The sequence below is a fragment of the Vibrio breoganii genome (assembly GCF_024346795.1).
Taxonomy (GTDB): domain Bacteria; phylum Pseudomonadota; class Gammaproteobacteria; order Enterobacterales; family Vibrionaceae; genus Vibrio; species Vibrio breoganii.
Window position 1 is genome coordinate 2,028,146 of the sequence record NZ_AP024864.1, and the last position, 25,762, is coordinate 2,053,907.

General features: G+C 44.7%; 20 protein-coding genes. 10 read left to right on the forward strand and 10 right to left on the reverse strand.

What is annotated here, in order from left to right; genetic code table 11:
- Window positions 1–123 precede the first annotated feature (123 nt).
- Complete coding sequence (locus OCU35_RS09430; RefSeq protein WP_065209604.1) at window positions 124–1,005, forward strand: NAD(P)-dependent oxidoreductase; 882 nt, start codon at window positions 124–126, stop codon at window positions 1,003–1,005.
- 94 nt (window positions 1,006–1,099) lie between these two features.
- On the opposite strand, the gene OCU35_RS09435 is transcribed toward OCU35_RS09430, so the two are convergent.
- Window positions 1,100–1,537, reverse strand: coding sequence for a DUF3859 domain-containing protein (locus OCU35_RS09435; protein WP_102377146.1), 438 nt, complete (start codon window positions 1,535–1,537; stop codon window positions 1,100–1,102).
- A gap of 753 nt (window positions 1,538–2,290) precedes the next feature.
- Between OCU35_RS09435 and OCU35_RS09440 the strand changes: the two genes are divergently transcribed.
- From OCU35_RS09440 to OCU35_RS09450, 3 genes are all read left to right on the forward strand, one after another.
- The gene (locus OCU35_RS09440) at window positions 2,291–3,694 is read left to right on the forward strand and encodes an aminotransferase class V-fold PLP-dependent enzyme (protein WP_261825257.1); all 1,404 of its coding nucleotides are present in this window, start codon (window positions 2,291–2,293) and stop codon (window positions 3,692–3,694) included.
- A 61-nt stretch (window positions 3,695–3,755) separates the two neighbouring features.
- Complete coding sequence (locus OCU35_RS09445) at window positions 3,756–4,688, forward strand: transporter substrate-binding domain-containing protein (protein WP_017031083.1); 933 nt, start codon at window positions 3,756–3,758, stop codon at window positions 4,686–4,688.
- Window positions 4,689–4,726: 38 nt separating this feature from the next.
- Window positions 4,727–6,994 (forward strand): putative bifunctional diguanylate cyclase/phosphodiesterase, encoded by a 2,268-nt coding sequence (locus OCU35_RS09450; protein ID WP_261825258.1) that lies wholly within the window; start codon window positions 4,727–4,729, stop codon window positions 6,992–6,994.
- Here OCU35_RS09450 and OCU35_RS09455 read toward each other — a convergent pair.
- Window positions 6,991–8,100 (reverse strand): DUF1501 domain-containing protein, encoded by a 1,110-nt coding sequence (locus OCU35_RS09455; protein WP_261825259.1) that lies wholly within the window; start codon window positions 8,098–8,100, stop codon window positions 6,991–6,993. The genes OCU35_RS09450 and OCU35_RS09455 overlap by 4 nt on opposite strands.
- 13 nt (window positions 8,101–8,113) lie before the next feature.
- Window positions 8,114–9,454: a DUF1800 domain-containing protein gene (locus OCU35_RS09460; RefSeq protein WP_261825260.1), complete on the reverse strand. Its 1,341-nt coding sequence runs from the start codon at window positions 9,452–9,454 to the stop codon at window positions 8,114–8,116.
- 151 nt (window positions 9,455–9,605) lie between these two features.
- Between OCU35_RS09460 and imuA the strand changes: the two genes are divergently transcribed.
- The 3 genes from imuA to OCU35_RS09475 are packed head-to-tail and all read left to right on the forward strand — an operon-like array spanning window position 9,606 to window position 14,826.
- Window positions 9,606–10,280 (forward strand): translesion DNA synthesis-associated protein ImuA, encoded by a 675-nt coding sequence (gene imuA, locus OCU35_RS09465; protein WP_017027986.1) that lies wholly within the window; start codon window positions 9,606–9,608, stop codon window positions 10,278–10,280.
- Window positions 10,277–11,707, forward strand: coding sequence for a Y-family DNA polymerase (locus OCU35_RS09470; protein ID WP_261825261.1), 1,431 nt, complete (start codon window positions 10,277–10,279; stop codon window positions 11,705–11,707). Before imuA ends, OCU35_RS09470 begins: the two co-directional genes overlap by 4 nt.
- A gap of 32 nt (window positions 11,708–11,739) precedes the next feature.
- The gene (locus tag OCU35_RS09475; protein ID WP_261825262.1) at window positions 11,740–14,826 is read left to right on the forward strand and encodes an error-prone DNA polymerase; all 3,087 of its coding nucleotides are present in this window, start codon (window positions 11,740–11,742) and stop codon (window positions 14,824–14,826) included.
- 78 nt (window positions 14,827–14,904) lie between these two features.
- On the opposite strand, the gene OCU35_RS09480 is transcribed toward OCU35_RS09475, so the two are convergent.
- The 3 genes from OCU35_RS09480 to fadR form a co-directional block, all read right to left on the reverse strand.
- Window positions 14,905–15,195 carry a hypothetical protein gene (locus OCU35_RS09480; RefSeq protein WP_017027983.1) on the reverse strand — a complete coding sequence of 97 codons (291 nt, stop codon included), beginning with the start codon at window positions 15,193–15,195 and terminating at the stop codon, window positions 14,905–14,907.
- Between the two features lie 599 nt (window positions 15,196–15,794).
- Entirely contained in the window at window positions 15,795–16,082 is a 288-nt protein-coding gene (locus OCU35_RS09485) for a hypothetical protein (protein ID WP_017027982.1), read from the reverse strand.
- 346 nt (window positions 16,083–16,428) lie between these two features.
- Complete coding sequence (fadR, locus tag OCU35_RS09490) at window positions 16,429–17,268, reverse strand: fatty acid metabolism transcriptional regulator FadR (RefSeq protein ID WP_017027981.1); 840 nt, start codon at window positions 17,266–17,268, stop codon at window positions 16,429–16,431.
- A gap of 636 nt (window positions 17,269–17,904) precedes the next feature.
- Between fadR and nhaB the strand changes: the two genes are divergently transcribed.
- On the forward strand, window positions 17,905–19,500 hold the full coding sequence (nhaB, locus tag OCU35_RS09495; protein WP_017031091.1) for a Na(+)/H(+) antiporter NhaB: 1,596 nt from the start codon (window positions 17,905–17,907) through the stop codon (window positions 19,498–19,500).
- A gap of 141 nt (window positions 19,501–19,641) precedes the next feature.
- Window positions 19,642–20,163, forward strand: coding sequence for a disulfide bond formation protein DsbB (gene dsbB / locus OCU35_RS09500; RefSeq protein ID WP_261825263.1), 522 nt, complete (start codon window positions 19,642–19,644; stop codon window positions 20,161–20,163).
- 31 nt (window positions 20,164–20,194) lie between these two features.
- On the opposite strand, the gene OCU35_RS09505 is transcribed toward dsbB, so the two are convergent.
- Complete coding sequence (locus OCU35_RS09505; protein WP_261825264.1) at window positions 20,195–20,797, reverse strand: YecA family protein; 603 nt, start codon at window positions 20,795–20,797, stop codon at window positions 20,195–20,197.
- 143 nt (window positions 20,798–20,940) lie between these two features.
- Between OCU35_RS09505 and dusC the strand changes: the two genes are divergently transcribed.
- Entirely contained in the window at window positions 20,941–21,897 is a 957-nt protein-coding gene (gene dusC / locus OCU35_RS09510; RefSeq protein ID WP_017027977.1) for a tRNA dihydrouridine(16) synthase DusC, read from the forward strand.
- A 177-nt stretch (window positions 21,898–22,074) separates the two neighbouring features.
- Here the strand turns inward: dusC and malZ are convergent, their stop codons facing one another.
- The 3 genes from malZ to OCU35_RS09525 all read right to left on the reverse strand — a co-directional run bounded on the left by malZ (window position 22,075) and on the right by OCU35_RS09525 (window position 25,748).
- Window positions 22,075–23,916: a maltodextrin glucosidase gene (malZ, locus tag OCU35_RS09515; RefSeq protein WP_261825265.1), complete on the reverse strand. Its 1,842-nt coding sequence runs from the start codon at window positions 23,914–23,916 to the stop codon at window positions 22,075–22,077.
- A 123-nt stretch (window positions 23,917–24,039) separates the two neighbouring features.
- A complete protein-coding gene (locus OCU35_RS09520) occupies window positions 24,040–24,834 on the reverse strand; it encodes an ABC transporter ATP-binding protein (protein ID WP_017027488.1) in 795 nt (264 codons plus the stop codon).
- Entirely contained in the window at window positions 24,831–25,748 is a 918-nt protein-coding gene (locus OCU35_RS09525) for an ABC transporter permease (RefSeq protein WP_261825266.1), read from the reverse strand. The genes OCU35_RS09520 and OCU35_RS09525 overlap by 4 nt, the downstream gene beginning before the upstream one ends.
- Window positions 25,749–25,762: the final 14 nt, after the last annotated feature.

Sequence of the window (25,762 nt, forward strand, 5' to 3'; positions counted from 1 at the left end):
GTCGATGTTCAAAAAATTTGAGTTTGGTCTACATTTCTTGTGATTCTACGATTGATTAAATCTTGATGGGCGTATATCCTCTCTCCCGATATAATCATACAATAGTATATTTAGGAGTTAGACATGACTAAACCAGTAATTGGTTTCATCGGCCTTGGCCTTATGGGCGGCAACATGGTTGAAAATCTACAAAACCGTGGCTACGAAGTTAACGTAATGGATCTAAACACAGATGCAGTTGCAGCAGTTCTAGCTCGTGGCAACGCATCTCAAGCAACTTCTGGTAAAGAACTTGCTGAAAAATCTGACATCGTAATGCTTTGCCTAACAACTTCAGAAGTTGTTGAGAAAGTAGTTTACGGCGAAACAGGTATCCTAGCGGGTATGTCTGAAGGCAAAACTCTAATCGACTTCGGTACTTCTATCCCAGCTTCTACTAAGAAGATTGGTGCTGACCTAGCTGCTAAAGGCGCTGGCATGATCGACGCTCCTCTAGGTCGTACTCCTGCTCACGCTAAAGATGGTCTTCTAAACATCATGGCTGCTGGCGACATCGATACTTTCAACAAAGTTAAGCCAGTTCTTGACGAGCAAGGCGAAAACGTATTCCACCTAGGCACTCTAGGTTCAGGTCACGTTACTAAGCTAGTTAACAACTTCATGGGTATGACTACTGTTGCTACTATGTCTCAAGCGTTCGCAGTTGCTAAACTAGCAGGCGTTGACGGTCAGCAACTATTTGACATCATGTCAGCTGGTCCATCTAACTCTCCGTTCATGCAGTTCTGTAAGTTCTACGCTGTAGACGGCGAAGAAAAACTAGGCTTCTCTGTTGCTAACGCAAACAAAGACCTTGGCTACTTCCTTGCACTATGTGAAGAGCTAGGTACTGAGTCTCTAATCGCTCAAGGTACTTCTACTAGCCTACAAGCTGCTGTTGATGCAGGCATGGGTAACAACGACGTACCAGTAATCTTCGACTACTTCACTAACCTAAAGAAGTAATTAGAAGATAAACCTAACGGTTTGAATTTGAGCCTTACTGTTGCTTTGCGATAGTAAGGCTTTTTTGTGCCTGCGGAAATACACCAAGGGGAAACTAGAACCCGCGCTGCTTCCAAAACTGCGCCTCATCGCGCCCTACGACACGAAATGTCTTTTCAGCAATAATCTTGCCTTGCATCTCAAGCACCATACGCCATTCACCTAGATTGCTCTCTAAGCCATCAACTGGGTGCAACAGCTGAATCGTATCCCCTAGATAGAAATTCCAATCATTACTGCGTACATAGATCTCGCCATCAAAAGGGGCCAGTACCTTGCCCTTCTTATTGATGATTCCAGGATGATAGATGCAGTAATTGAGCAGGGTTCCCTTTGCTTTTTTGATGTTGACGATAAAACCAAATTCCACCCCCTCTTCAGCCGTCACCGTATTGGTAAACTGAGCGATCTTCGGAAGGTCTTTCGAATTCGCATCCCAGTGAGAGTAGATGCCATAAGAGGTGGTTTCGATGATGGGAGTGCGCTTGGCCAAGGTTTTTTCTCTATAAGTAAAAGCGCCATTATACACGCTTAATCATGGGTAAATGATCGGAAACCCCCTCCACCAATGCAAACGTTACAAAATGGAGAAATAAACCAATACAGATAATGAAAATATATTCACTACCACATCAATAATATGTTGAAGTTGTCAATGGTTTTCCTTCTAGCGCGACCTAAGGCATTATTCATTGCGAAAGCGTAATTAATAAGACAAAAGAAAAGATAATTAAACCTATGTCGTACTTAAGACAAGATTGTTAACCTCAAAGTCCCACTTATTTATGTTATCCAGTGCACACTATGTGTTAAAAATAGGCGCGTTGTATACATGAAATCGTTTCTTTCTCATAAGTGATTGAATTTAAATTGTAAACAGCACTTTTGTACAATTTAGATCACACTTCGAAACTAGCTGCAACACTAGGCATATCAATTGTTTCTTTTTGTAAATATAATCGTGATGAATAAATCTAAAAGTAATGATTTTTTCATTTTACAAAGGTTGAAAATTACACAATCATGATAACTGACTGCTTTTTTATCGTTATTCAGAGTTTCATTAAAGTGAACAATGTACGATTTAGATATTGAGTTCCGTTATTTAGAAATACCTAATAGGCTCACTAACGATTAATTACTTGATCGTTATTTAGTTAAATGAAAAGTCAATATTGCTGCTAGAATAAATGATTTGTTTATTTTTTGTTACACATTTCACTAACTCTACTAAAGGAATTAAATAATGAGTGAAACCAAGTCGAAGTTTAATCGCAGGGACTTTCTAAAAGGCAGCGCTGGTGTTGCTGTTGCTGGATTAGGCTCTACTCTTTTTTCTACAAGTGCAGCAGCAAAAAAACCTAGTTTCCCTGGCCATCATGGCTCTTCTGATAAAAATTTTTGGAAAAAGGTTCAAAAAGAATTCATTTTGGCTAAAGACAGTGTCTACATGAACGTAGGAACGACTGGTTCTATGCCAAAGAGCGTACTGCAGACATTCACTGAGAATAACGAGATCGTTGCAAAATATCCGTGGGATATGCAAAACAAATTTGGTAGCTGGCCTTATGTAGGTGAAATGGTTGCTGACATTGCCCCAGGATTTGGCGCAGATGAAAATGAAATCGTTCTTAGTCGCAACACAACTGATGGCATGATCTCAGTAGTCAGCGGTCTAGATTTTAAAGAAGGTGATGTAATCATCACCACTCACCATGAGCACATTGGTGGCACTTCACCACTATTTGTTGCTGCAGATCGTGTTGGTGCTACCGTCGTAGAAATCGAAATTCCAGTTTACACAGGTGAGTCTCAGTTAACGAAAGAGGATTTTGTTCAGGTTTTCGCCGATGCAATTTCAGAGCATGGCGATAATGTTCGACTGATCATGTTCTCACACATCACCTACAAAACAGGGACTCTATTACCAGCAAAAGAGATCTGTGCTCTTGCTCGTGACAACGGTATTCCAACACTAGTTGATGCCGCGCATACTATTGGTATGATGAACATTGACCTACACGATATGGACTGTGATTTCTACGCAGGTTCTGGTCATAAATGGCAATGTGGCCCAGGTGCTACAGGTATCTTATATGTCCGCCAAGAAGCTGAACGATTAGAGCGCTTCTGGCCATCTGATCGCCGTCCTTTCTACCTAGTAAACTCATCATTAGGTGAAGACCGATATTCAATGATGAGCCTAGTTCAACGTATGCAGTACATTGGTAATGATCACTACCCAGCTAAGCAAGCACTTACTGACTCTTGTAAGCTTTGGGATGAGATTGGACGTGATAAGATTGAAGAGCGCGTACTTGACCTCAGTGCGTTATGTAAAGAAGAGCTGGCTAAGAAAATACCAGGTGGCATTTTCTACTGCCCACCAAATCGTGAATTGTCCAGTGGTTTAACTACATTTGATCCATTAGCTGGCGATGTTGGTGATGGTGGTGCTCGTCTAACCGAGTTCCGTGATCGCCTTCGCGAAGACTACGGGTACATCATCCGTACAACAAACTTCCCATTGCATCTAGGTGACACTACTGATACTTATGCATTACGTATCTCTACTCACCTATTCCACGATGAAGACGATGTGAAAGGACTAGTAGAAGCTATGGCGCATTTATACGAGCGTATGGCTTAAGAAAAACAGGGCTCGCTTGGCTTAGGCGAGCCCTAAATGCTTTAAACCAAGGATGACTATAATGATAAAAAAGACTCGATTTTTAAGTATTGTCAGTGGCCTCTGCTTAGCGATGCTTTTTGGTATCAAATCTAGCCATGCTCATGATTTAAAAGAAGTTCAAGAAGCCGGTGTCATTAGACACATTGGCATCCCTTACGCTAACTTCGTCAGCTACATCAATAGAGATGGGCTTTATTCTGCTCGCGGACTCGATATCGAACTCATTCAGGGCTTTGCTGAATACATAGGCGTAGAGTACGAATTCGTTCCTAGCACTTGGAATACCGCATTTGGTCAACTGACTGGTAAGGAAGCCATCTTTAAAGATAACAAGATACAGTATGGTGACACTGTTCCTATTACCGGTGATGTTATTTCTAATGGCGCAACCATTCTCCCTTGGCGAGAAGAGCTAGTGGATTTTTCTGATGACTATTTCCCATCGGCAGTTTGGTTAATCTCTCGCTCAGATTCAAAGCTAAAACCTATCACCCCAAGTGGCTCTGTCGACAAAGACATTCTTCAGGTTAAAAAATTGCTTAACGGGCAAGATGTATTGGCTATGGAGCAAACCTGCCTAGACCCAAACCTATACGATCTTTACGACACAGGCGCGAATGTTATTCTTCCGGTAAAGGCGCGTAAACTGAATGAGATGGTGCCTGCTATCTTAAATGAAGATGCTGAGAATACTTTACTTGATGTCCCTGATACCCTAATCGCACTAGAGAAGTGGCCTGGAGAGATCAAGGTTATTGGCCCTGTATCTGAAGAGCAGTTCATGGCCGCAGGCTTTCGTAAAGCCTCACCAAATCTACGCAAGGCGTTTAATGATTACTTACGAGAAATCAGACGCGATGGCACTTATAATCAACTGGTCGAAAAGTACTACCCATCAGTATTTTACTTTTACAGTGATTACTTTGAGTCCCACGAGAACAACAATATATGAAAATGAGGCTTAGAATTAATAGCCGAAATGCAATTTTAATGGGTGGGTTCCTCTTAGGAGCCTACTTATTGCTTATGATTACCGTGACTAATGCAGGGCAGAACCGCCTAAAAGAGTCACAGCTTAACGAGTTAAATCTAAAGGTTAAGAGCTACTCTGAATCTCTAAGTTACTTCTTTGACGCCACTACCGAAGATGTAAAAGGCGTAGCTAAGCACAAGACCACCTATACGTTTTTTGCCAACCTTGCCTCTGGAATGTCCATGGAATATGGCCTAGGGTCGAGCTTGTTGCAATTACGCCGAAATCTAGTCCGCCTCACGAAGCCAGATACCCAACTTAACACCAGTGCCCTCTTTGACCGAATGCTATTGGTAGGCTTTAAATCTAATGTCATTGCCGACTCACACCCAAGACTCCCCTTTGATGTCAGTCGTGTTCCCTTTGATGAATTGAGTACCGCCGATCACAAAATAGACGTGCTGGCTAAAAACGATAAAATAATCATTCGAGTGCTACAGAACGTCTATTTCAATGGCGAACTGGTTGGTGTGGTCGTGGGTGATATCAATTTAGATGTGGTTGTTCGCCTTTTAACCACACAAGAATACGAAAATAGCAGTAGTAAATTAGATCTCGCAACACCACAAGGCCTGCTACCGATCTGGAATACCTTTAATTCAGAAGGAAGTCCGGTTAACTTCGAACAAGGCAATACACTCTATTTTGACCAAGAAGTGGAGCAAACACCATTCAGACTGCACGCTTGGTTCGAGCCCGTATCTGAAAGCCAGATCATTACCTCAACCTGGTTTACAGTCGGCCTCTCCTTTTTGGCGGTTCCCGTGATATTGGGCCTTTATTACTCGCTACGGATCAACAATACCAACCTAGTACTGACCACTAAGATTGAAGAAACACACAACCAACAGGCTGCTTTGACTCGACAAAACGAACGTCTGAAGACAGAGATCGACCGACGTAAAATGTATGAGCAAGAGCTGGCCTATCAAGCCACCCATGACACTCTGACCCGACTTTCCAATCGTAAATCTGGAGACGAGAAGCTTAGACATGCCCTACTCCAAGCAAGACGCGAGGAGATGAATGTGTTGGTGATGTTCATTGACCTAGATAACTTTAAGCAGATCAATGACACCTTAGGTCACCTAGCCGGCGATCAAATTCTAATGCAGACCGCTAAACGCTTAAAAGATTCTGTGCGCAAGACTGACGTTGTCGCTCGTATTGGTGGGGATGAGTTCTTGCTGGTTATCCCTAACTTAAATTCAGAAAAACAAGCCCAGTTATTAGCGTCAAAATTACTTGCAACCTTTGAAGACCCATTCCAACTTGAAGCGAGTGAGTTTTTTGTTTCTACCAGTATTGGTATGTCTATCTACCCTCAAGATGGTGAGAATGCTGAAGAACTGATGGCGCATGCCGATACCGCTATGTATAGGGTTAAGAAAGAAGGGCGAAATGGCTTCAGTTTTTATGACTCAAGCATGAATACCGATGTTCAGAGAAACCTGGATATCGACGCTAAGTTACGCCAAGCCATCAATCAAGATGAACTAGAGATGTACTATCAACCCATCATTGATCTCAGCAGTGAACAAATCATAGGTGCTGAAGCCTTAATGCGCTGGAATGATGAGAAACTTGGGTTTGTCTCTCCTGAGGAGTTTATTCCGATTGCCGAGAAGAATGGCCTTATTCATAAGCTTGGCGAAATTGCTCTGCACACCGCTTGTCATCAGGCTAAGCAGTGGCAAAGCATTCAGCCGTTGTCTATTGCCGTCAACTTTTCGGCGGCGCAGTTTAGACAAAAAGACACCTTGATGGAGAATATCCTAACGGCGTTGAGTAACTCAGGATTAGAGTCAAGCTTACTGGATATTGAGATCACTGAAAGCCTGCTATTCAATCACACCCTTGAAACAGTACGCTTGTTTGAGGAAATTAAACAACTGGGCGCTCATCTCTCTATTGATGACTTTGGTACCGGTTATTCTGCACTTAGTTATTTGCAGAAATTCCCGTTTAGCAAGCTGAAGATAGATCGTTCATTTTTGCAAGAGATGGAAACGACGCCATCCTCACAAGAGTTGGTCAATGCCATCATAGCCATGGCCAAAGCACTTGGTCTTAAGGTCGTGGCTGAGGGCGTTGAGACGCAGTGGGATAAGGATTACCTGCAAAGTCATTCTTGTGAGTTTGCACAAGGGTTTTACTACAGTCGCCCTCTTACCAAAGAAGCGTTTGAAGCCCTGCTGTTAGAGCAAAATAACCGTACCAGTTAAGCCCCTCGTACTGCACGATTGAGTGTGTTGACGTTTGTATCCCAATGATAGGCTAGGTGCTGAGAAATCCAATCAAAGGTGTTTGAGGTCGGTTTTAGGTCTCTACCTTGGTAAAGTTGATTCTCTTTCAGCCCTGGCCATTCACCCAGCACTTTTCCTCCTTGTGGGAGCCTTCCCCCAGCAAACAGCAACACACTTGCGGTTCCATGGTCTGTGCCTTGAGTGCCATTTTGCCTAACCGTGCGACCAAACTCTGTAGCGATAATCACCAACGTATCATCCCACTCCTCACCCAGTTCCTCTTTCAATGCAACGAGCCCTTTATCTAGCTGAGCAAACTGCCGCTTCAAGCGTGGTTCTTGATTATTATGTGTATCCCATCCGCCCAACTCCAGCATTCCACAATCTGCACCCTCGCTGCCTTTTAATAAACGACCACAGCTTTGAGCAAGAGAAACAAACTGGCCACTTTGTTTACCCATGCCTTCCATTGTTGTAGTCATTTTTAGCTCAATCCCCTGCTTAAATGCTGTTTGCAAGGCAGGATCAGCATCATACAAAGAGAGAATGGAGCGATAGGTATCTTCACTACTGCCTTTAAGACGAGAGGGATACCAAGAGGTCACTTTTTCTGTGCCTTGAAGGCTTAGTGGTGTTGATTGTGCAACCGCGATGGCAGAGCTGTGCTGCATTTCAAGAGCTCGGGCAAGCCAGCCAGACTCTTTATTCTCGCCTCCCCACTCAAGGTAATCTTGCCCATCGAAATGAGAGCGTGAACCGTATCCTGTGCCAACGGCCACCACAGTTGTTAGCTGTTTATTTTTATACCATTGATGCAGATTGGGTAATGCAGAATGCAGAAAATACCCCTGTTCTAACTGAAGTGTAGAGCCCTTAGCCGCCTTAGAAAGGCTAGGCCTGTGAGTGGCTAACATAGGGTCAAAACTTGGAATGACGGTATGCATTCCATCTAAGGCACCGCGTAACACAACCCAGACCACCTTAGGGGAACGCGCTGATTTTTTTGCCAAAGCCCAAGGGGAATGAAACAGCAATAAGCTGGCAGCCGTTCCCTTTAAAAATGCTCTTCTTGACGATGATTCCATAACCTTACTTCCCTTATCGCCTTTGAAATTCTGGGCTCATTAACAATAGAGTGAGCGCTTGCTGACGACTTTCTGCCCGCACAATACGTTGTTTATTATCAGGCGAAAGCTGTTGGTTAAATGCCACACTCATTACCTGATTCACATCGGCCTTGCTCTGTTTCGCATAGGTGTTCGCCCAATCGGCTCGCGTCAGCAAACTGCTTCCTCCCATCCAGTTCATTTCTAGGTCACTAAAACCCTTTGGACTGCCTGATGTATAGGGCATCTGACCGAACTGGCTAAGGCTTGCTAAGGCTCTGCGCTCGGTTAACTTGCTGTTGGGTACCGCTCGAGCGGTAGAGACAATGTATTCTCTAGGGGTCTTAAACTTAGACGCACTTTGCCACGCATCAGGGTGAGAGGCTAAGGCCAGCATCACCTTATGGATATCACCATTACTTGCAAGCCAAGCCTCTGAGAGAGACTTCATTAACTCAGGGGATGGCGTGTCGTTGATATAATGGCGCGCAAGTTTATAACTCAAGTGTCTCGCGGTATTAGGATGGCGAGCCAGATCTCGCAGCATCTGTTTTCCTTGCTCTTCGCCTTGCTGTAAATAAGCTTTTCCCAGCAGTTGTCTCTTACCAGGCTCATGACCATATTTACGAAACAAAAAACCATTGTCGCTCTTAGCTGAGACACTCCATCCACTGATGCCTTTCGCCAACTCAGTGACATCGGTCTGAGAATACCCACCATCCACACCTAATGTATGAAGCTCCAATATCTCCCTTGCCAAGTTCTCATTTATCCCCTTCTTACGCCTAAGTCCAATACGAGAATTGGGGCCAAACGAGCGCTCATTATTGAGGTAAATAAGCATGCCTGGGTGTTGCTCAACCGCAAGTAGCATCTGCTCAAAAGAGCCATCAAGGTGTGGAAGTATCGCCTCTCTCTCCAGAGTTGGCGCTAAAGCTCGCATCAAGGGGTTGGTTACTGAAACACTGAAATGATTAGAGAAAAACTCCAGTAATCTATGCTTGGCGCTATTACTGGTATTAATCGAGGTCATCAAGGAGTCACCGCTATAATCACGATAGGTTTGCCTAGCAAACTGAGCGCCTTCTTTTTTGATTTTTTGCAGTTCCTCTGCTGCGGCTTGATTTTTTTTCGCTTGCTGGGTCTGCTCCCGATAGCTTGCCGTTCTTGCCATAATGACATTTGCGGTTGGCTGGTGAATAGAAAACTCTTGGCTAATGTCAGCTTGGTATTGACTCTTAAGCCATCTAATAGGGTCCGCTTGGGCTAACTCTAGCTCCTTCTCTTTTGCCCCTAATCCAAAGCGATTGCAGGCGATCACAGCTCTATCCATAACATCTCTCACATACACGTCTGATGTTAGTTTAGTTAAATCGCACACAAAGTTTCGTTATCTTTCCATGATGATCTTTAGGATCCCTTAACGCTATCCCTTGCGTCTAATGAAAAGTTAAATATACTGTATGTATATACAGGTATTTATTATGCAAAACATCATTGATTTATTACAACGTAAGCAGTTGATTTGGCAGGGTTCAGAGCAAAAAAGCTCGATACAAAGCCAAGCTTCTTGTTTCAGCGAGTGGGATCAGCACCTAGAGGGTTTCCCAAAAACTGGCCTGATGGAGATCCAATCAGAGGCCGGTATTGGTGAGCTGCGCCTAATGACACCTATGCTACAAACAGTTGCTCAAAACCGAACTATCGTGCTGATCAACCCTCCCGCCTCCCCTTGCGCTCATTACTTTGAGAAGGAGGGCATACCCACCAGCAATATTTTGGTGATCCAAGATACTAAGCACAATCTGTGGGCCGCTGAGCAGTGTTTAAAGAGTGGTAGCTGTGCATGTGTCTGCTTATGGCATCCGCAACTTGAAATGCATCAAGCACGTCGACTGCAGGTGGCGGCAGAGAAAGGTCGAGCGCTCAATATTCACTTTAATCTCGACCAGCATAATGGATGCTCACTGCCCATTCCCCTTAGTGTCAACCTAGAGGCCACTGAAAACGGAGTTAAAGTCAGCGTGAATAAGCGACGCGGTGGTTGGCACCAGCAAACCTTTACCGTTGATCTCAGCCAACGCTGGCCACAACTGTGCACTGAAAAGCCTCAGCATCAAGTTATTCCTTTTCCTGCACGCAAGAGGCAGCAAGCATGAATCTGTGGCTGTATATTCACTTTCCTCGGTTGCAGCTAGATACCTTGTTTTCAGAGGCGATTGCACCGGCTAAGAATCACGCTGATGGCAGCGAGAACCCTGCTATCTGTATTGTTGAAAAACATCAAATTACTCAGGCTAATCAAGCCGCTATAGAAAAAGGTATCACTCTAGGCATGGGCTTAGGCAGCGCGGCATCTCTGTGTGCAGATTTACAAGTATTCCCATACCAACAGAAAATAGAGGAAGATAAACTTCAGCAAATTGCACAATGGTTGTATGTCTATACCTCGGATATCACCCTGTATACCCATCAAGGCCTGCTACTTAAGGTCTCAAATATGCTGACTCTTTATCGAGACCTAGAGAGTTATTGGCGGGTGATCTCACAGCATCTAGATCAGCTGCATCTTCACTATAGCTATGCCACAGCTTACTCGCCTCTGGGTGCAAAGCTGCTAGCGGAAACACAGCATAATATCGTCTCCGATAACATGACTGAGATTGAGAGCGCCATTGTTTCACGTCCCCTGATTGCCACTGAGCTCAGTTCGGCCAATATCGAGAAACTGGCTCGTATTGGAGTCAATAATCTAACGCAACTGACCGCGCTGAATATGACGGAGATAGCGCGTCGCTTCGACATCCAAGTGGTCAATTATGTGGGTCGTCTATTAGGGCAGTTTAAGCATCCCGTTGCTTTCTATCACCCACCCGCTCACTTCAATCAGCACCTGAATCTATTGTATGAAATTGAGCATACCGATTGGCTACAAAAACCCTTAACCCGCTTACTTGAACAAATGGAGTGCTTTCTTAAGCTCAGAGATAAGGTCGCCTATGAGATACAGCTGACTCTCTATCAAAGGGATAAGTCTCAGCAACAAGTCAGCTTTTATTCTGCTATTGGTGACTATAGCATGAAGACATGGCTACAACTCTCCAAGCTCTCCTTAGAGTCAGTACGCCTTAATGCACCAGTACTGGCTATTGATTTACAGGTAGTAAGAATGGCCGAAACGCCAGCCAACAGAAGTGACCTTTTTGACCAACATAGCGGTGAAATATCACCACTGGAACTGCTCTCTCTACTACAAGCTAAGCTAGGTAAAGAGGCCATTCAGGGGATTGAAACTAGCAGTGACCCAAGGCCTGAACTGAGTACTCGCTCCATCGACCCATTTTCTAAACCTACAAGCACACAAACCCCCACGGCGTTGTCACGCCCTAGCTTTATTTACGCTCAACCTCTCCCTTTAGAAAGCAAGGTAGAGATCGTGCAAGGCCCTGAGCGTATCCATAGTGGGTGGTGGGATGGACATTCAGTCAATCGCGATTATTTTGTTGCGCGAGAACAGAGCGGACGCTGGTTATGGATATACCGGACCCCAACCAAGGAATGGTTCATACAAGGCTTATTCAGTTAACTGAGTAGCCCTTTACTGTAGTTCCTATCAAGATGAACATTAATACACTCAAATATGCAGAACTCTTTTGTCAGAGCAATTTCTCCTTTTTGACGGGGGCGTCGCACCCTGAAGAGTTGATCATGCAAGCTGATTTCCTTGGTTATTCTGCTCTAGCCATCACTGACGAATGCTCTTTAGCAGGCGTTGTTCGTGCGCATACTGCGATCAAACAGAATAAGCTAGGCATTAAGCTCATCGTTGGCAGCATGTTCTGGTTTAATCAAGAATGCCAAATCGTATTGTTATGCCCAAACCAAAAGGCCTACTCAGAACTGGCCCGTATCATTACCAATGCGCGCAGACGCAGTGAAAAAGGTCAGTACTCACTATCAGAGTGGGATCTACTTTCTATCAAGCAGTGTTTCATTATTTGGATTCCTCAGATGAAGGAATATGACGATGAATGGGCGCAGTGGCTGAGCAAGCACCATAGTGCGCGACTGCGGTTAGGCATTCAAAGGCACCTAAGTAACCATGATCAGCAGTACCTAAAGCATTGTCAGCAATTAGCCCACCGTTATTCTCTGCCTATTACGGCGTGTGGCGGTGTGCTGATGCACAATGCGACTCGCCTTTCCCTGCAACACACACTGACTGCCATTAAGCTAGGTTCCACTATCGATGATATTAGTGAGCACCTACTTACTAATGCGGAACGTGCTTTACGCAATAAGGCAAAGCTACACAAATTATTCAAGAGTGAATGGCTACATGAAGCGTACTCGATAGCAAATCTGTGTGAGTTTGATATGGCGAGTCTTGGGTATCAATATCCAGCAGAGATTGTCCCTGCTTCCCTCACTCCCATTCAGCATCTTCGCCACTTGGTGAATAAAGGGCAACGCCTGAGATTTCCTAATGGGCTTTCTCAGGATGTTGAACAACTCATAGAAAAAGAGCTTACCCTCATTGATGAGCTTAATTACGCACACTTTTTCTTAACCATTCATGATGTGGTGATGTTCGCCAAACAAAAAGGGATCCTCTATCAAGGGCGAGGCTCAGCGGCTAACTCTGTGGTCTGTTATTGCTTAGAGATCACCTCAGTAGACCCAAGGCAAATATCGGTACTGTTTGAGCGTTTTATTAGTAAAGAGCGTAATGAGCCGCCTGATATTGACGTTGATTTTGAGCATCAACGCCGTGAAGAGATCATTCAATATATCTATACAAAATACGGTCGTGAACGTGCTGCATTAGCCGCAACAGTCATCAGCTACCGCCTTAAAAGCGCTATCCGTGAGGTGGGTAAGGCTCTTGGCATCGATGAAACTCAGCTCGATTTCTTTATTAAGAACATCAACCGTCGTGACCGAGGGCTTAACTGGCAGGAGCAGATCTATGAGTTAGGACTAAAGCCTGAATCATTAAAAGGTAAGCAGTTCATACAATTAGTCGATGAGATCATCGGATTTCCACGCCATTTATCGCAGCACGTAGGCGGTTTTGTGATTTCCTCTGGCCCTTTATATGAGTTGGTTCCTGTTGAAAATGCAGCCATGCCGGAGCGAACCATTATACAGTGGGATAAAGATGACTTAGAAAGTCTTGGGTTACTCAAGGTCGATGTGCTGGCCTTGGGCATGCTAAGCGCTATTCGACGCTGTTTTCAGTTAATTGAACAACATCATCATCGACAACTTAATATCGCTGATATTACTCGATTGCAAGACGACCCTAATGTCTATGGCATGCTACAAAAAGCCGATACCGTAGGGGTCTTTCAAATTGAGTCTCGAGCTCAAATGAGCATGCTACCTAGGTTAAAACCACGCTGTTATTACGATCTGGTCATCCAAATCGCTATTGTAAGGCCAGGCCCAATACAGGGAGACATGGTTCACCCTTACCTGAAACGAAGAAACGGAGAAGAAGCGGTCTCCTACCCCTCTAAGGCGGTCGAAGGAGTGCTATCAAGAACACTCGGTGTACCTATTTTCCAAGAACAAGTGATTAAACTCGCCATGGTCGCAGCAGGGTTTAGCGGTGGCGAGGCCGATAAGTTGCGCCGAGCCATGGCCGCTTGGAAGAAAAATGGCGATCTGTTTAAGTTTAGAGACAAACTCATATCAGGTATGCGCCAGCGCGGCTATGAAGTCAGTTTTGCTGAAAAAATATTTGAACAGATTTGTGGCTTCGGCGAGTACGGATTTCCAGAGAGTCATTCCGCCTCTTTTGCGGTCCTTGCTTACTGCTCAGCATGGCTTAAATACTATTATCCTGCGGAGTTCTATACCTCTCTACTTAATAGTTTACCTATGGGTTTCTACTCAGCGTCTCAATTATTACAAGATGCTAAGCGACATGGCGTCGTCATTCACCCGGTGTGCGTTAACCGCTCCGGCGAAGAACACTCAATAATAAGAAACCATAATCAAAGTGAGATACAACTCGGGTTAAAACTCATAAAAGGCTTATCAGAGACTAGCCGACAACAACTACTGGCGGCGCGACCAGAGGACGGATTTACTCATCTTCAACAAATCAAAAATATTGGAATGAATCGACAGCAGCTTCATGCTATCACCTCAGCCAATGCGTTATTTAGCCTTGCAGGTGATCGCTACTCGACGCGCTGGCAATTAATGGACTCAGCCGACGACCTTCCTTTATTTAGCCAGATTAAAGAGAGCACATCTGCGGATTATTCTTTTCAGACTAACGAGTATGAGGCCTTAATTGAAGACTACTCAGCGACAGGATTGTCGCTCACTCAGCACCCTATTACCCTATTAGAAAAGGCAAACAAGCTAGGTCGATTTACTCGGCAAAACCAGCTGGCACATCGAGCTCACCAATCTATGGTCACAGTGGTGGGAGTCGTCACTGGCCGTCAGTCTCCAGGCACAGCTGGAGGCGTAACGTTTTTCACCTTAGAAGATGATACGGGCAATATTAATGTTGTGGTGTGGCAGGCAACTGCAAGAGCACAAAAACAAAGTTATCTGACCGCTAAGGTACTAAAAGTGAAAGGGATAATAGAAAAAGAAGGGGATGTTATCCATATCATAGCCGGCCAATTAATCGATATTAGCGATGAGTTGCCAGCCTCTATCCACTCTAGAGACTTTCATTAAGTTTAAAATTGCGATTAGACATAAAAAAACCGCTTCAAAGATGAAGCGGTTTATAGGAGCAAAATGGTTAAAAAAAGACTAAGCGCGTTTGTTATGTACTGTGTCACGATCATAACCTTCGCTGTCTACTGAACTCTTCATTTCTTCGTCCATCTTGTTATCTTGATAAGCATCGATCATGCCCTTATCGTCCATTGAGTGAGAACGGAACTGAGGTCCTCTCATCTCATTGCTGGTACCACCTCGGTTTTCGGCGATTAAGATTGAGTTGCTGTTATCAACAAAGCCGAAAGAAAAATCTTGCTGCGCTAAAACAGCAGGTGAAAAAGCGATAATACAGGTTGCGATTAAACTGGTTTTAAAATTCATGTTGAACGCCCTCGATTACACAAAGTTAAATTAGTGAGCGCCCCTTCTACTTGATACCACATTAATGATAAATAAAAGACCAATGATTATCATTCTCTCTTTTATCTTCATTTCCTCAACAGGGACTGAACAGTAATTACGCGACTCTCTCAAAAAGGATCAGTAACGATTTCTGAGTACTTCACCTGTGAACAACAAAATCATTAAGTGAAGCTAATCCAATAGACCCTACCTTTTCTAAAAATCTTTCAATTCGGCAATAAAGATTTAAGAAATGGCTCTGATAAATATTCCTTAGAGCCAATACACAATCACTCGCAACCAAATCTGATCGCACGCCTAATTGGCGTAGATACAGCAAAAGAAGAATCTAGGCATCGCAACCCAAAGCTTGTACGGAAAAAGCAAACTAGAGGTGTAATCAGGCACAAATACCGGCAAGTGGGATGAGAGAAAGGGTAAAGAGTAGAATTGGCTGCGAACCTAGTAGGAGGTTAACTATTTTCGTACTTAACTCGATTGTAATCACAGATACTCAGAAACAAAAAAGCCGCCTCGTTAGCGAAGCGGCTCAAATAGCAATGTCATCATACGTGCAATTAGGCACGCTTATGATGAACTCGCTCACGGTTGTCGCTGTCATCCACCATTTCCTTCATGTCTTGCTCCATTTCCTTATTCTCGTAAGCATCTGTCATGCCTTTATCTTCGAGCGTAGTAGACTGAAATTTTGGATCTCTCATTTCGTTGCTGGTACCGCCTCGATTCTCTGCAATCAAAACTGCGTTGCTATCATCAATAAAACCGTTAAACACCTCTTGTTGTGCAAGTACTGCGGGTGAAAACGCCACTATACATGTTGCAATAAAGCCAGTTTTTAGGTTCATTTGAACGCCCTCCTTAAACTCAGTTAAAGCTGTGAGCGCCCCTTAATTCTAGTACCATCTTAATGATAAATACATTCACATTGATAATCATTACCAATAGTATCTATGCAAATAAAAACAGGGTCAATAGACGACACTCGATCAATATTGCTGTAATCGTTGTCGCTTACTCCACACTCGCAACTCATAAAGTTAATCTAGTTAAGCTATCAAACAGACCGATTGTTATCGCCAAATCTTTCGAACCACTACGCAAAGCATCAGTAAATCGTCATACTCATCCTGTCGCCCTGATAACAAAAAGCCCCGCAAATGCGAGGCTTCGTAAAGTATCTAAGTGTAAGCTTTAACTGTCGTCTTCAGTAAAGTTTGTCGGCAAACTCACCTTCATTTCATTCCAGTTCAGACCACTCTCAATACCGTATTGACGAACAACGCCAGGTAAGCGATCTCGTCTTCCTTCTTCGCAGATTGCTAGCAAGTCTTTATAGAAGTTCAATGCTAACTCGCGCGAAGCTGGGCTTGAGAAATAGAACGCGCCCACACGATCGTAGAGCTTCTTCAGGCCATTGAAAATCAAACCGTAGATTTGGTTTCCTGAATGGAACGCCAAATGCTGGAACAACATATAGTCGTAGTAGTTGAACGTCTTCGCAATCAAGATCTCGTTGCGTTTCAGCTCATCTTTCTCGTTATCTTCTTTTACGTTTTGCGCAATTTTGTCTGCATAAGGGAAGGTTTCCATAAAGCTTGCAAACGAATCCGCCTTCATCAAAGCCTCACAAGACTCGATAACGCGCTTGATGGTTTCTTCAGATTGCTCTTTGTTTACCTTAAATGCATAGCGCATAAAGATAGGGCTGATGTTGGTTCTTGCTGCCAATAGGTCTTCAACAATGCTGGTTGCGTTATCCGCATCTAGCGTCATCAGTGTATCAAGGATATGCAAACCAGAGGTCTCCATAAACTGATTTACCTTAGTCGGCTTGCCGTGCTGGATAGTTAACCAACCGTCACGTGCAAGTCGTTGTAAAACTTCTCTTAACGTCGTTCTAGTCACACCAATGAGTTCAGATAGCTCACGCTCAGCGGGTAGGATGGAACCTGGTGCAAAGCGACCGTTCCAAATGCTTTCAATAATGTACTTTTCTGCAAAGCCTGCTGGGCTTTTTGCCTTAATAACCATAGATTGGATATTCCAACTCAAATTTCATTCAAATATTACTCATCATACCACCTAATTCTGAATTACAAAAATCAGTGAAAAATAACTTGTGAGCTTCGACCTAAACCCATTGCTTTTAACTAAATACCATCCCATAAAAATCAAAAAAACAGTAAAAACCTATGTTCAGGTAAATGCTGATTGAAAATCACATGAGCTAAAATATGAAATAAGATATATCGATGTTTGAAAAATAATTTCCTATGCTAAATAAAAAAATAAAACAATAAAAAACAACAAGTTAATACCATAAACTATTTCTCATACAAATAAACGCACCTGATATAACCAAATGCCCACCTACAACAAAGTAGAGTTATATAAATGGGTATTTTTGGCTGTATTTATTGCAAACAAGATCTAAATCACACTATAAATTTGACTAATACCCTGATACGAGTAAAGATGCGCCGATAAAATGAGTGTTACGAGATGTTACCAGCAAAACTGGGGCTCTCTACTCGCAAATATACGTACTCCATCCCACAGCAAAATTTTATATCTTAAGCTTATCCATTTGCTGGAATCTAATTGACCTGGGATGAAGCGCAATTTGCCCTACTCAACAAGATTTCAATACTTATAGAGAGAAGCATTATGCCTTTAAGCCTAGGAAACGCCTTCATCAAGAACTTTCTTGGCAAGGCCCCTGATTGGTACAAGGTGGCCATTGTTGCGTTTTTGATTATTAACCCATTGGTTTTTTTCTTTGTAGACCCCTTCTTGGCGGGTTGGCTATTAGTTGTGGAATTTATTTTCACACTGGCAATGGCACTTAAGTGCTATCCGCTACAGCCCGGCGGTCTGCTCGCAATAGAAGCGATTGCCATAGGCATGGCTAGCCCTGAAATGGTGAAGCATGAACTGGTGGCTAACATAGAAGTGCTATTACTGTTGATCTTTATGGTTGCCGGTATCTACTTCATGAAACAACTTTTGCTGTATATCTTTACCAAGATATTGCTAGGTATTCGCTCTAAGGCGATGCTGTCTCTCGCATTTTGCGCTGCATCGGCATTTCTATCGGCATTTCTCGACGCTCTAACGGTTATTGCTGTTGTTATCAGCGTTGCTGTGGGTTTTTATTCAATCTATCACAAGGTTGTTTCGGGTCAGGGCCACGCAAGCAACCATGATCACACCCAAGATGGGCATTTAACTGAACTGACTCGTGATGACCTTGATGAATACCGAGCATTCCTACGCTCATTGCTAATGCATGCCGGTGTTGGTACTGCGCTAGGTGGTGTAATGACCATGGTAGGCGAGCCTCAAAACCTAATTATTGCCGATCAAGCCGGCTGGTTGTTTGGTGAATTCATCATGCGCATGTTACCCGTTACCCTACCTGTATTGGTGATGGGCCTGCTAACAACGGTGGCGGTCGAAAAGCTCAAGGTTTTCGGTTACGGCTCTGAGTTACCGATCCATGTTCGCCAAATACTGGAAGACTACAACCAAGAAGAGAAAAAGCGTCGTACTAAGCAAGATGTCGCAAAACTATGGATACAAGGTGCAATCGCGGTTTGGCTTATCGCAGGCCTAGCATTACACGTTGCCGCTGTGGGTCTAGTTGGCTTATCCGTCATCATTCTAGCGACCGCGTTTACCGGCGTTATCGAAGAGCACTCTATGGGTAAAGCGTTTGAAGAGGCTCTGCCCTTCACCGCCCTACTTGCTGTTTTCTTTGCCATCGTTGCGGTGATTATTGAACAAGACCTATTTGCCCCTATTATCGATGCGGTACTTGCGGTGGAAGACCAAGGCACGCAATTGGCTCTGTTCTATATTGCTAACGGTATGCTTTCCATGGTCTCTGACAACGTGTTTGTCGGCACGGTGTACATCAACGAAGTGAAAGACGCATTGCTACAAGGCGTCATTAGTCGTGAGCAATTTGATCTACTCGCTGTTGCCATCAACACAGGTACAAACCTGCCATCGGTAGCAACGCCAAACGGTCAAGCAGCCTTCCTATTCCTACTAACATCAACATTGGCACCACTGATTCGTCTTTCTTATGGCCGTATGGTTATTATGGCTTTCCCATATACCATCGTACTAGCGGTTGTGGGATTGATTGGTATCATGTTCTTCTTAGAACCTGTCACCGCAATGTTCTATGACTTTGGTTGGGTATCTGATGCACCGATGCAAGCCGTCGAGGCTTCTAGCTCTGCTGGGCATCATTAGGGAACCAATAGGATTGTATGTAGTCTATTGATTTGCCTGCTTTAAACGGGTAAAACTAACAGACTGTTATCAGCCGGCGTGATCAACAGCTATCGCCGGCTTTTTTGCGCATGGAAGATGTGCATATAAGGAAATCAATTCATGCTCGAGAACCTGTATCAATTCTCTCGCTCACGCCTGTCGTGGCTACTTCTGCTATTTGCCATGATCGCCTTTGAGCTGTGTGCTCTGTACTTTCAACACGTGATGCTACTCGCTCCTTGTGTTATGTGCATCTATGAACGCGTGGCTATGATGGGCATTGCCGTTGCGGCCGCAGTTGGCTTATGCAAACCACGAAACCCCATTGTTCGTGGCCTAGGATTAGTAGGCTGGATTGCATCTAGTTACAAAGGGCTCATGCTCGCTCTTGAACACGTAGACTATCAATTTCACCCATCACCGTTTAAAACCTGCGATATCTTTGTTAACTTCCCAAGCTGGGCACCGCTAGATAAATGGGTACCTTGGATGTTCGAGCCTTCTGGTGATTGCAGCAAAATCGTCTGGCAGTTCTTTGAACTCTCAATGCCACAGTGGTTGGTGATTATTTTTGGCGCGAGCTTAGGTGTTTCTATTGTATTTACACTGCTTCAGTTGGTTGGGTTAAAATCTAGGACCTAGAATCGACAGCCTAGGACCTAGGTTCTAGGTTTTAAGAACCGCAACACTTCTTAAATTTCTTACCACTGCCACAAGGACAAGAGTCATTGCGCCCCACATCCTTAAATGGATTGAGTGTTTGACTCTTATTGCCCACCATAAGCTCATCGGCTGCTTGTGCGACCTCATTGACCATCAAATCAAGCTGCGGCTGAAGATCGTTAATTTGAGGCAGCTCTTCATAGCCTGCTTCTTTCATCTGCTGATGGGTTTGTTCCTCATCAACCAATAGCGATAGTGTCGTTAGCAAGGCCGATAGCATTCTTGCCGTGCCGTCAGCAACCTCTGTAGACTGCCACTCTTGTTCAACAATGGGCCATATCGCTAGAAAACCTTCTGCTAAGTCAGCAAGATGTTCAGAATCATTATTCGTTAGCTCAAGCACTGAGTATTGGTTGGCTTTGAGTTTGCCGTATTGGGCATTGATATGTTCAATGAGCGTTGGCTTTACTGCCTCAAACTCTTCACCACACAACTCTGAAGCCCACAATTCTGGCTCTAGTGGCTTCACCGTCAAGTTGGCGGCCAAAATAGCGCCTTCCCAAAAGTAACTACTCTCTGGAACATTCTCAGGTAAGCCAATCAAATTACTCATGATATCTACTCTCTAAAATTTTCCTCTAGTATGAGTGAAAATGTCCTAGGCTGCTACAGTGCCAGCGGCGAGAACACTTTGTCGGTGACATTTTGCTCAAAACCCACTAAAATCCGCCCTCCTGCAAACAAAGGTAGAATAAAATGCGTCTCGTACTTGGCCCTATGGAGGGCGTTCTCGACCACTTAATGCGAGAAATCCTCACTGACATCAACGACTTTGACCTATGCGTCACTGAGTTTGTGCGCGTCAGCGACCAATTATTGCCAGACCGTTCATTCTACAAGCTTTGCCCTGAGCTCCTGCAAGGCTCCAAGACAAAGTCTGGAACGCCTGTACACTTGCAACTTCTGGGTCAGCATCCACAGTGGATGGCAGAAAATGCTCACAAAGCCGTGACTCTTGGCGCTGCGGGAATCGACCTAAACTTTGGTTGCCCTGCTCGCCTAGTCAACAAGAGCAAGGGTGGCGCGGTTCTGTTAAAAGAGCCTGAGCTCATGTATCAGATCATCAACGCGTGTCGTGAGGCCGTGCCAAGCGAGATCCCTGTGACCGCAAAGATCCGTCTTGGCTGGGAAAACCCAGAAGATTGCTTTGAAATCGTAGACGCCGTAGAAAATGCTGGTGCCAGTGAGTTAACCGTACACGCACGCACCAAGGAAGGCGGTTATCGCGCTGATCAGATCCGCTGGGATTATCTCAATAAGATTCGTCAACATACCAAGATGCCACTGATAGCCAATGGAGAAATCTGGAATTACCAAGACGGACAACGCTGTATTGAGACCACAGGCATTGATTCTCTCATGGTGTGTCGCGGTGCATTCAACGTGCCAAACCTTGGCAATGTGGTTAAGCACAACCAAACCGTTATGCCGTGGAATGAAGTAGTATCCCTGCTATTAAGATACTCAGAATATGAGATGAAAGGCGATAAAGGGCTGTATTACCCGAATCGTGTAAAACAATGGTTTTCGTATCTTCGCCAGCAATACCCTGAGGCAAAAGAGCTGTTCCATAGCATACGCACCTATAACAAGGCCGAACCTATCGTGGAATACATTCAGCGCTATCACCAAGAGTTGCTAGCCAGTGCTTGAGGTTAACAATCTAGGTTCTAGGTTCTAGGTTCTAGGTTCTAGGTTCTAGGTTCTAGGTTCTAGGTTCTAGGTTCTAGGTTCTAGGTTCTAGGTTCTAGGTTCTAGGATAGGAAACTCATTTAACGACCTTTAATTCCATACATATTAAAGGTCGTTTTCTTTATTTCATTCAAATAGTTATAGCTTGATTAGGTCGCAGCCTTTACCACTTAAGGTCACCACAAGCTCACCCTTTTCAATGGATACATGTTCTTCTGAAAGCACACTTTCGGCTGAACCGCTCTCTAATCCTAATTGCCACACTGGCACACGAAACTCGCTTGGTTTATCACTGTTATTGAATAACGCCACCAGCTGTTCATCACCAAAGCTTCGTGCAAAAGCCAGTTGCTCATTTTGGTTTTCAAAGAAGTGCAAATCACCACTTTGTAGCGCCTTGTACTTGTGCCTCAATGCCAGCATTTTCTTGAAGAATGGTACCCACTGCGAATGCTCAACACGCTCCCACGGGAAGGTGCGTCGGTTGTCGGGATCGTTCTCACCCTCAAGGCCTACCTCGGTACCATAATAAAGGCACGGCACACCGATGTACGTCATCAAGAGCAGACCTGCTTGGCGCATTTTATCCTCATCACCCTTCAACAAGGTAATAAAGCGCGCGGTATCGTGGCTGTCTAGCTGGTTCAATTGTGCCAACTGATTGTGCCAAGGAACCTTAGCTTTTGCTTCTAGTAACCATTGCTGAAACTCACTACTAGATAAAGAAATAGGGTCATAAGCGATATCTTGGTTGGCGAAAAATGCGCGCACGGGATGAGCAAACCCATAGTAGTTCATTGCGCCATCTTCTTGGTCTCCTTGCAGCCATGAGGTGGCTTCAAAGAAGTGTTCACCGAGCACTAGCGCCTCGCTATTTTCTTGTTTGGTGGCATCACGAAATGCTTTGACATAGTGCGCATTGTTGTAGGCGCCCTTGCCCTCGCCTAACATGTGGATAACGTCAAAGCGCCAGCCATCAATACTGTACGGAGGACGTAGCCAATGCTTTATGACTGCGGAGTCGGAGTCATAAATATAATCGCGCACTTCTGGGTGCTCGAAGTTAAGTACTGGCAGGTTTTGAACACCGTTCCATCCCTCGTAGTTTTGTGATTGCCCATCAAAGAAGTAATAATCTCGATATTTGGAGTCAAGGTTATGGTACGCCCCGTCGGTGCCCTTGCCGCTTTTATCAAACCAAGGGTGTTCAGCAGAGGTATGATTAAATACCGCATCCAACACTATCCTCATACCACGGCGATGAACCTCTTGGCATAGCTCAGCGAGCTGTTCATTGTCGCCAATGTGCGGATCAACATTAAAATAGTCTGTCGTATCGTATTTATGGTTACTAAGAGAGCTAAATACAGGGTTGAGATACAGGGTTGTTACGCCCAAATCCTGCAAATAATCCAACTTAGAGTAAATGCCTGCAATGTCGCCATTGAAGAACTGAACGGACATTGATTCATCATTGTTGATGGGCGTGCCCCATTCAGATTCAATCGCAGCAACCGTTCCTTGTTTGATGCTGTACTCTCCACTGGAAACGCCAATGTCTGGGTTGCCATTGCAAAAGCGATCTGGGAATACCTGATAGAAAACCTGACTCTGAACCCAATCCGCAGGGCGATGCTGAGCGTTGTATTTGAAATGAACTTCCTTTGGTGGAATACGGTTAGAAACACCGCGCGCATCTAACCAATACTGAGCCGTATTGGTCTGTACCTTGAACACATAGTGAGAGACCTCTCTATCTTCATTAATAGGAAAGCGAGCCTGCCATACCTGCAGTCGTCCCTTAGAAGCATCTTTAATTTGAGACATTGGGATATAAAACTGCTCATTGTCCGGCTCATGCCTGATGACGACTTGCTGTATGCCATCAATAGGTTCAACAAACAGTGTTGCGGTTAAATGAGTACCATCAAAGGTAAGACTATCACTCGATTGAGGATGAAACAGAAATGGGCTTTGCATACAAACTCCGAAACGGAACGATTTGCCCACAAATTAGTGAATTATTCAGGGATAAAAAAGCGCGATCCACCGCATATCAAGGGGAGATCACGCTTTGTAGAGATAATAGCGTAGAGTTATCGGCTAACTGAGTAACAACCCATCATCAGTAAGCTCTTCACCGCGAACTTTACTGAACATATCCAGTAAATCTGGAACGCCCATATTAGCTCGTTGCTCACCCGCGACATCCAACACAATCTCACCTTGGTGCAGCATTACCGTACGATCACCACAAGCCAAAGCATCCTTCATTGAGTGGGTTACCATCATCGCGGTGAGGTCGAACTCTTTCACTACCTTCTTGGTTAGATCTATGACGAAAGCGGCCATGCGAGGATCAAGCGCTGCGGTGTGCTCATCCAGCAATAGAAGTTTACTGCCGGATAGAGTGGCCATAACCAGGCTTACCGCTTGACGTTGGCCGCCAGAGAGAAGGCCAATGCTATCGCCAAGCCTATCTTCTAACCCCAATCCTAATATAGCGATACGATCTTGAAATAGTTTTCTGCGCTTGCTCGATAAAGCTAAGCTCCAACCACGTCGGTGTCCTCGGCGATAGGCTAGAGCCATATTCTCTTCAATCGTAAGGTCGCCACACGTGCCCGCTAAAGGGTCTTGGAATACTCGAGCGCATAGACTTGCTCTTTGGTGCACCGGACGCCGCGTGACATCAATACCATCGATAACAACGCTGCCTCCTACCATAGGCGTTTCACCGGTTACCGCCCCGAGCAGGGTTGACTTCCCTGCGCCATTTGAGCCAATAACAGTCAAAAACTCATGCTCAGGCACGACAAGGTCGACTCCGCGCAAAGCTCGGTTTTCCAAAATAGTGCCAGGATTAAAGGTGACTTGGATATTACTTAATTCAATCATGCCACCTCCTTATTAGTGCGCGCTTGTTGCAGTTTTTGTTTCGCTTTGTATTTCGCCTTCATCTTCGGCGCAATCAATGCCACCGCAACTAAAACAGCCGTCACTAAGTTAAGATCGGATGCTTGTAGCCCAAACATGCCCGAACTTAACGCAAAGGCTACCGCCAAACGATACAAGACCGAGCCAACAATAACCGCTGTTACCGCTACCCAGATCTTTCGCCCTGGGATAAGGGTTTGTCCCAAGATCACGGCCGCTAAGCCCACGACTATGGTTCCCACTCCAGATGTCACATCAGCAAAGCTATTGGTTTGCGCAAATAGTGCGCCTGCAAAGCCGACAAAGCCGTTAGACAAAGCTAGTCCAAAGTAGGTATAGAAAGACGTACTTCCACCTTGCGCTCGGACCATGCGTGCGTTTACGCCTGTCGCTCTAAGGCCAAGACCAAAATCACTGTTCAGCAGTCGGATAATAAACATGGCAGCAACAAGAACGAGAACGCCCACCACTAGAGGGCGAATCAGCATAGGATCGCCGATACTCTCAAACGGGGTAAGAATCGTCTCTTCACCCAGCAAGGCTACGTTAGGTCTACCCATAATGCGGATATTGATTGAGAAGGCCGCAATCATGGTAAGAATGGAAGCAAGCAAATGTAAAATGCCGCAACGTACCGCAAGAAAAGCCGTTACCCAGCCGGTCATAGAACCCGCGACTATGGCCATTCCTGTCGCCAACCAAGGGTTGATACCCGCTACTATCGCGGTGGCTGCGACCGCAGCGCCCATAGGAAAAGAACCATCTACGCTCAGATCGGGGAAATCTAAAACGCGAAAGGTAAGATAAACACCTAATGCAACAAGGCCGTACACCAGCCCAAGTTCAAGTGCCCCAAAAAATGCAAAAGCAGACATACATACTCCTTCGC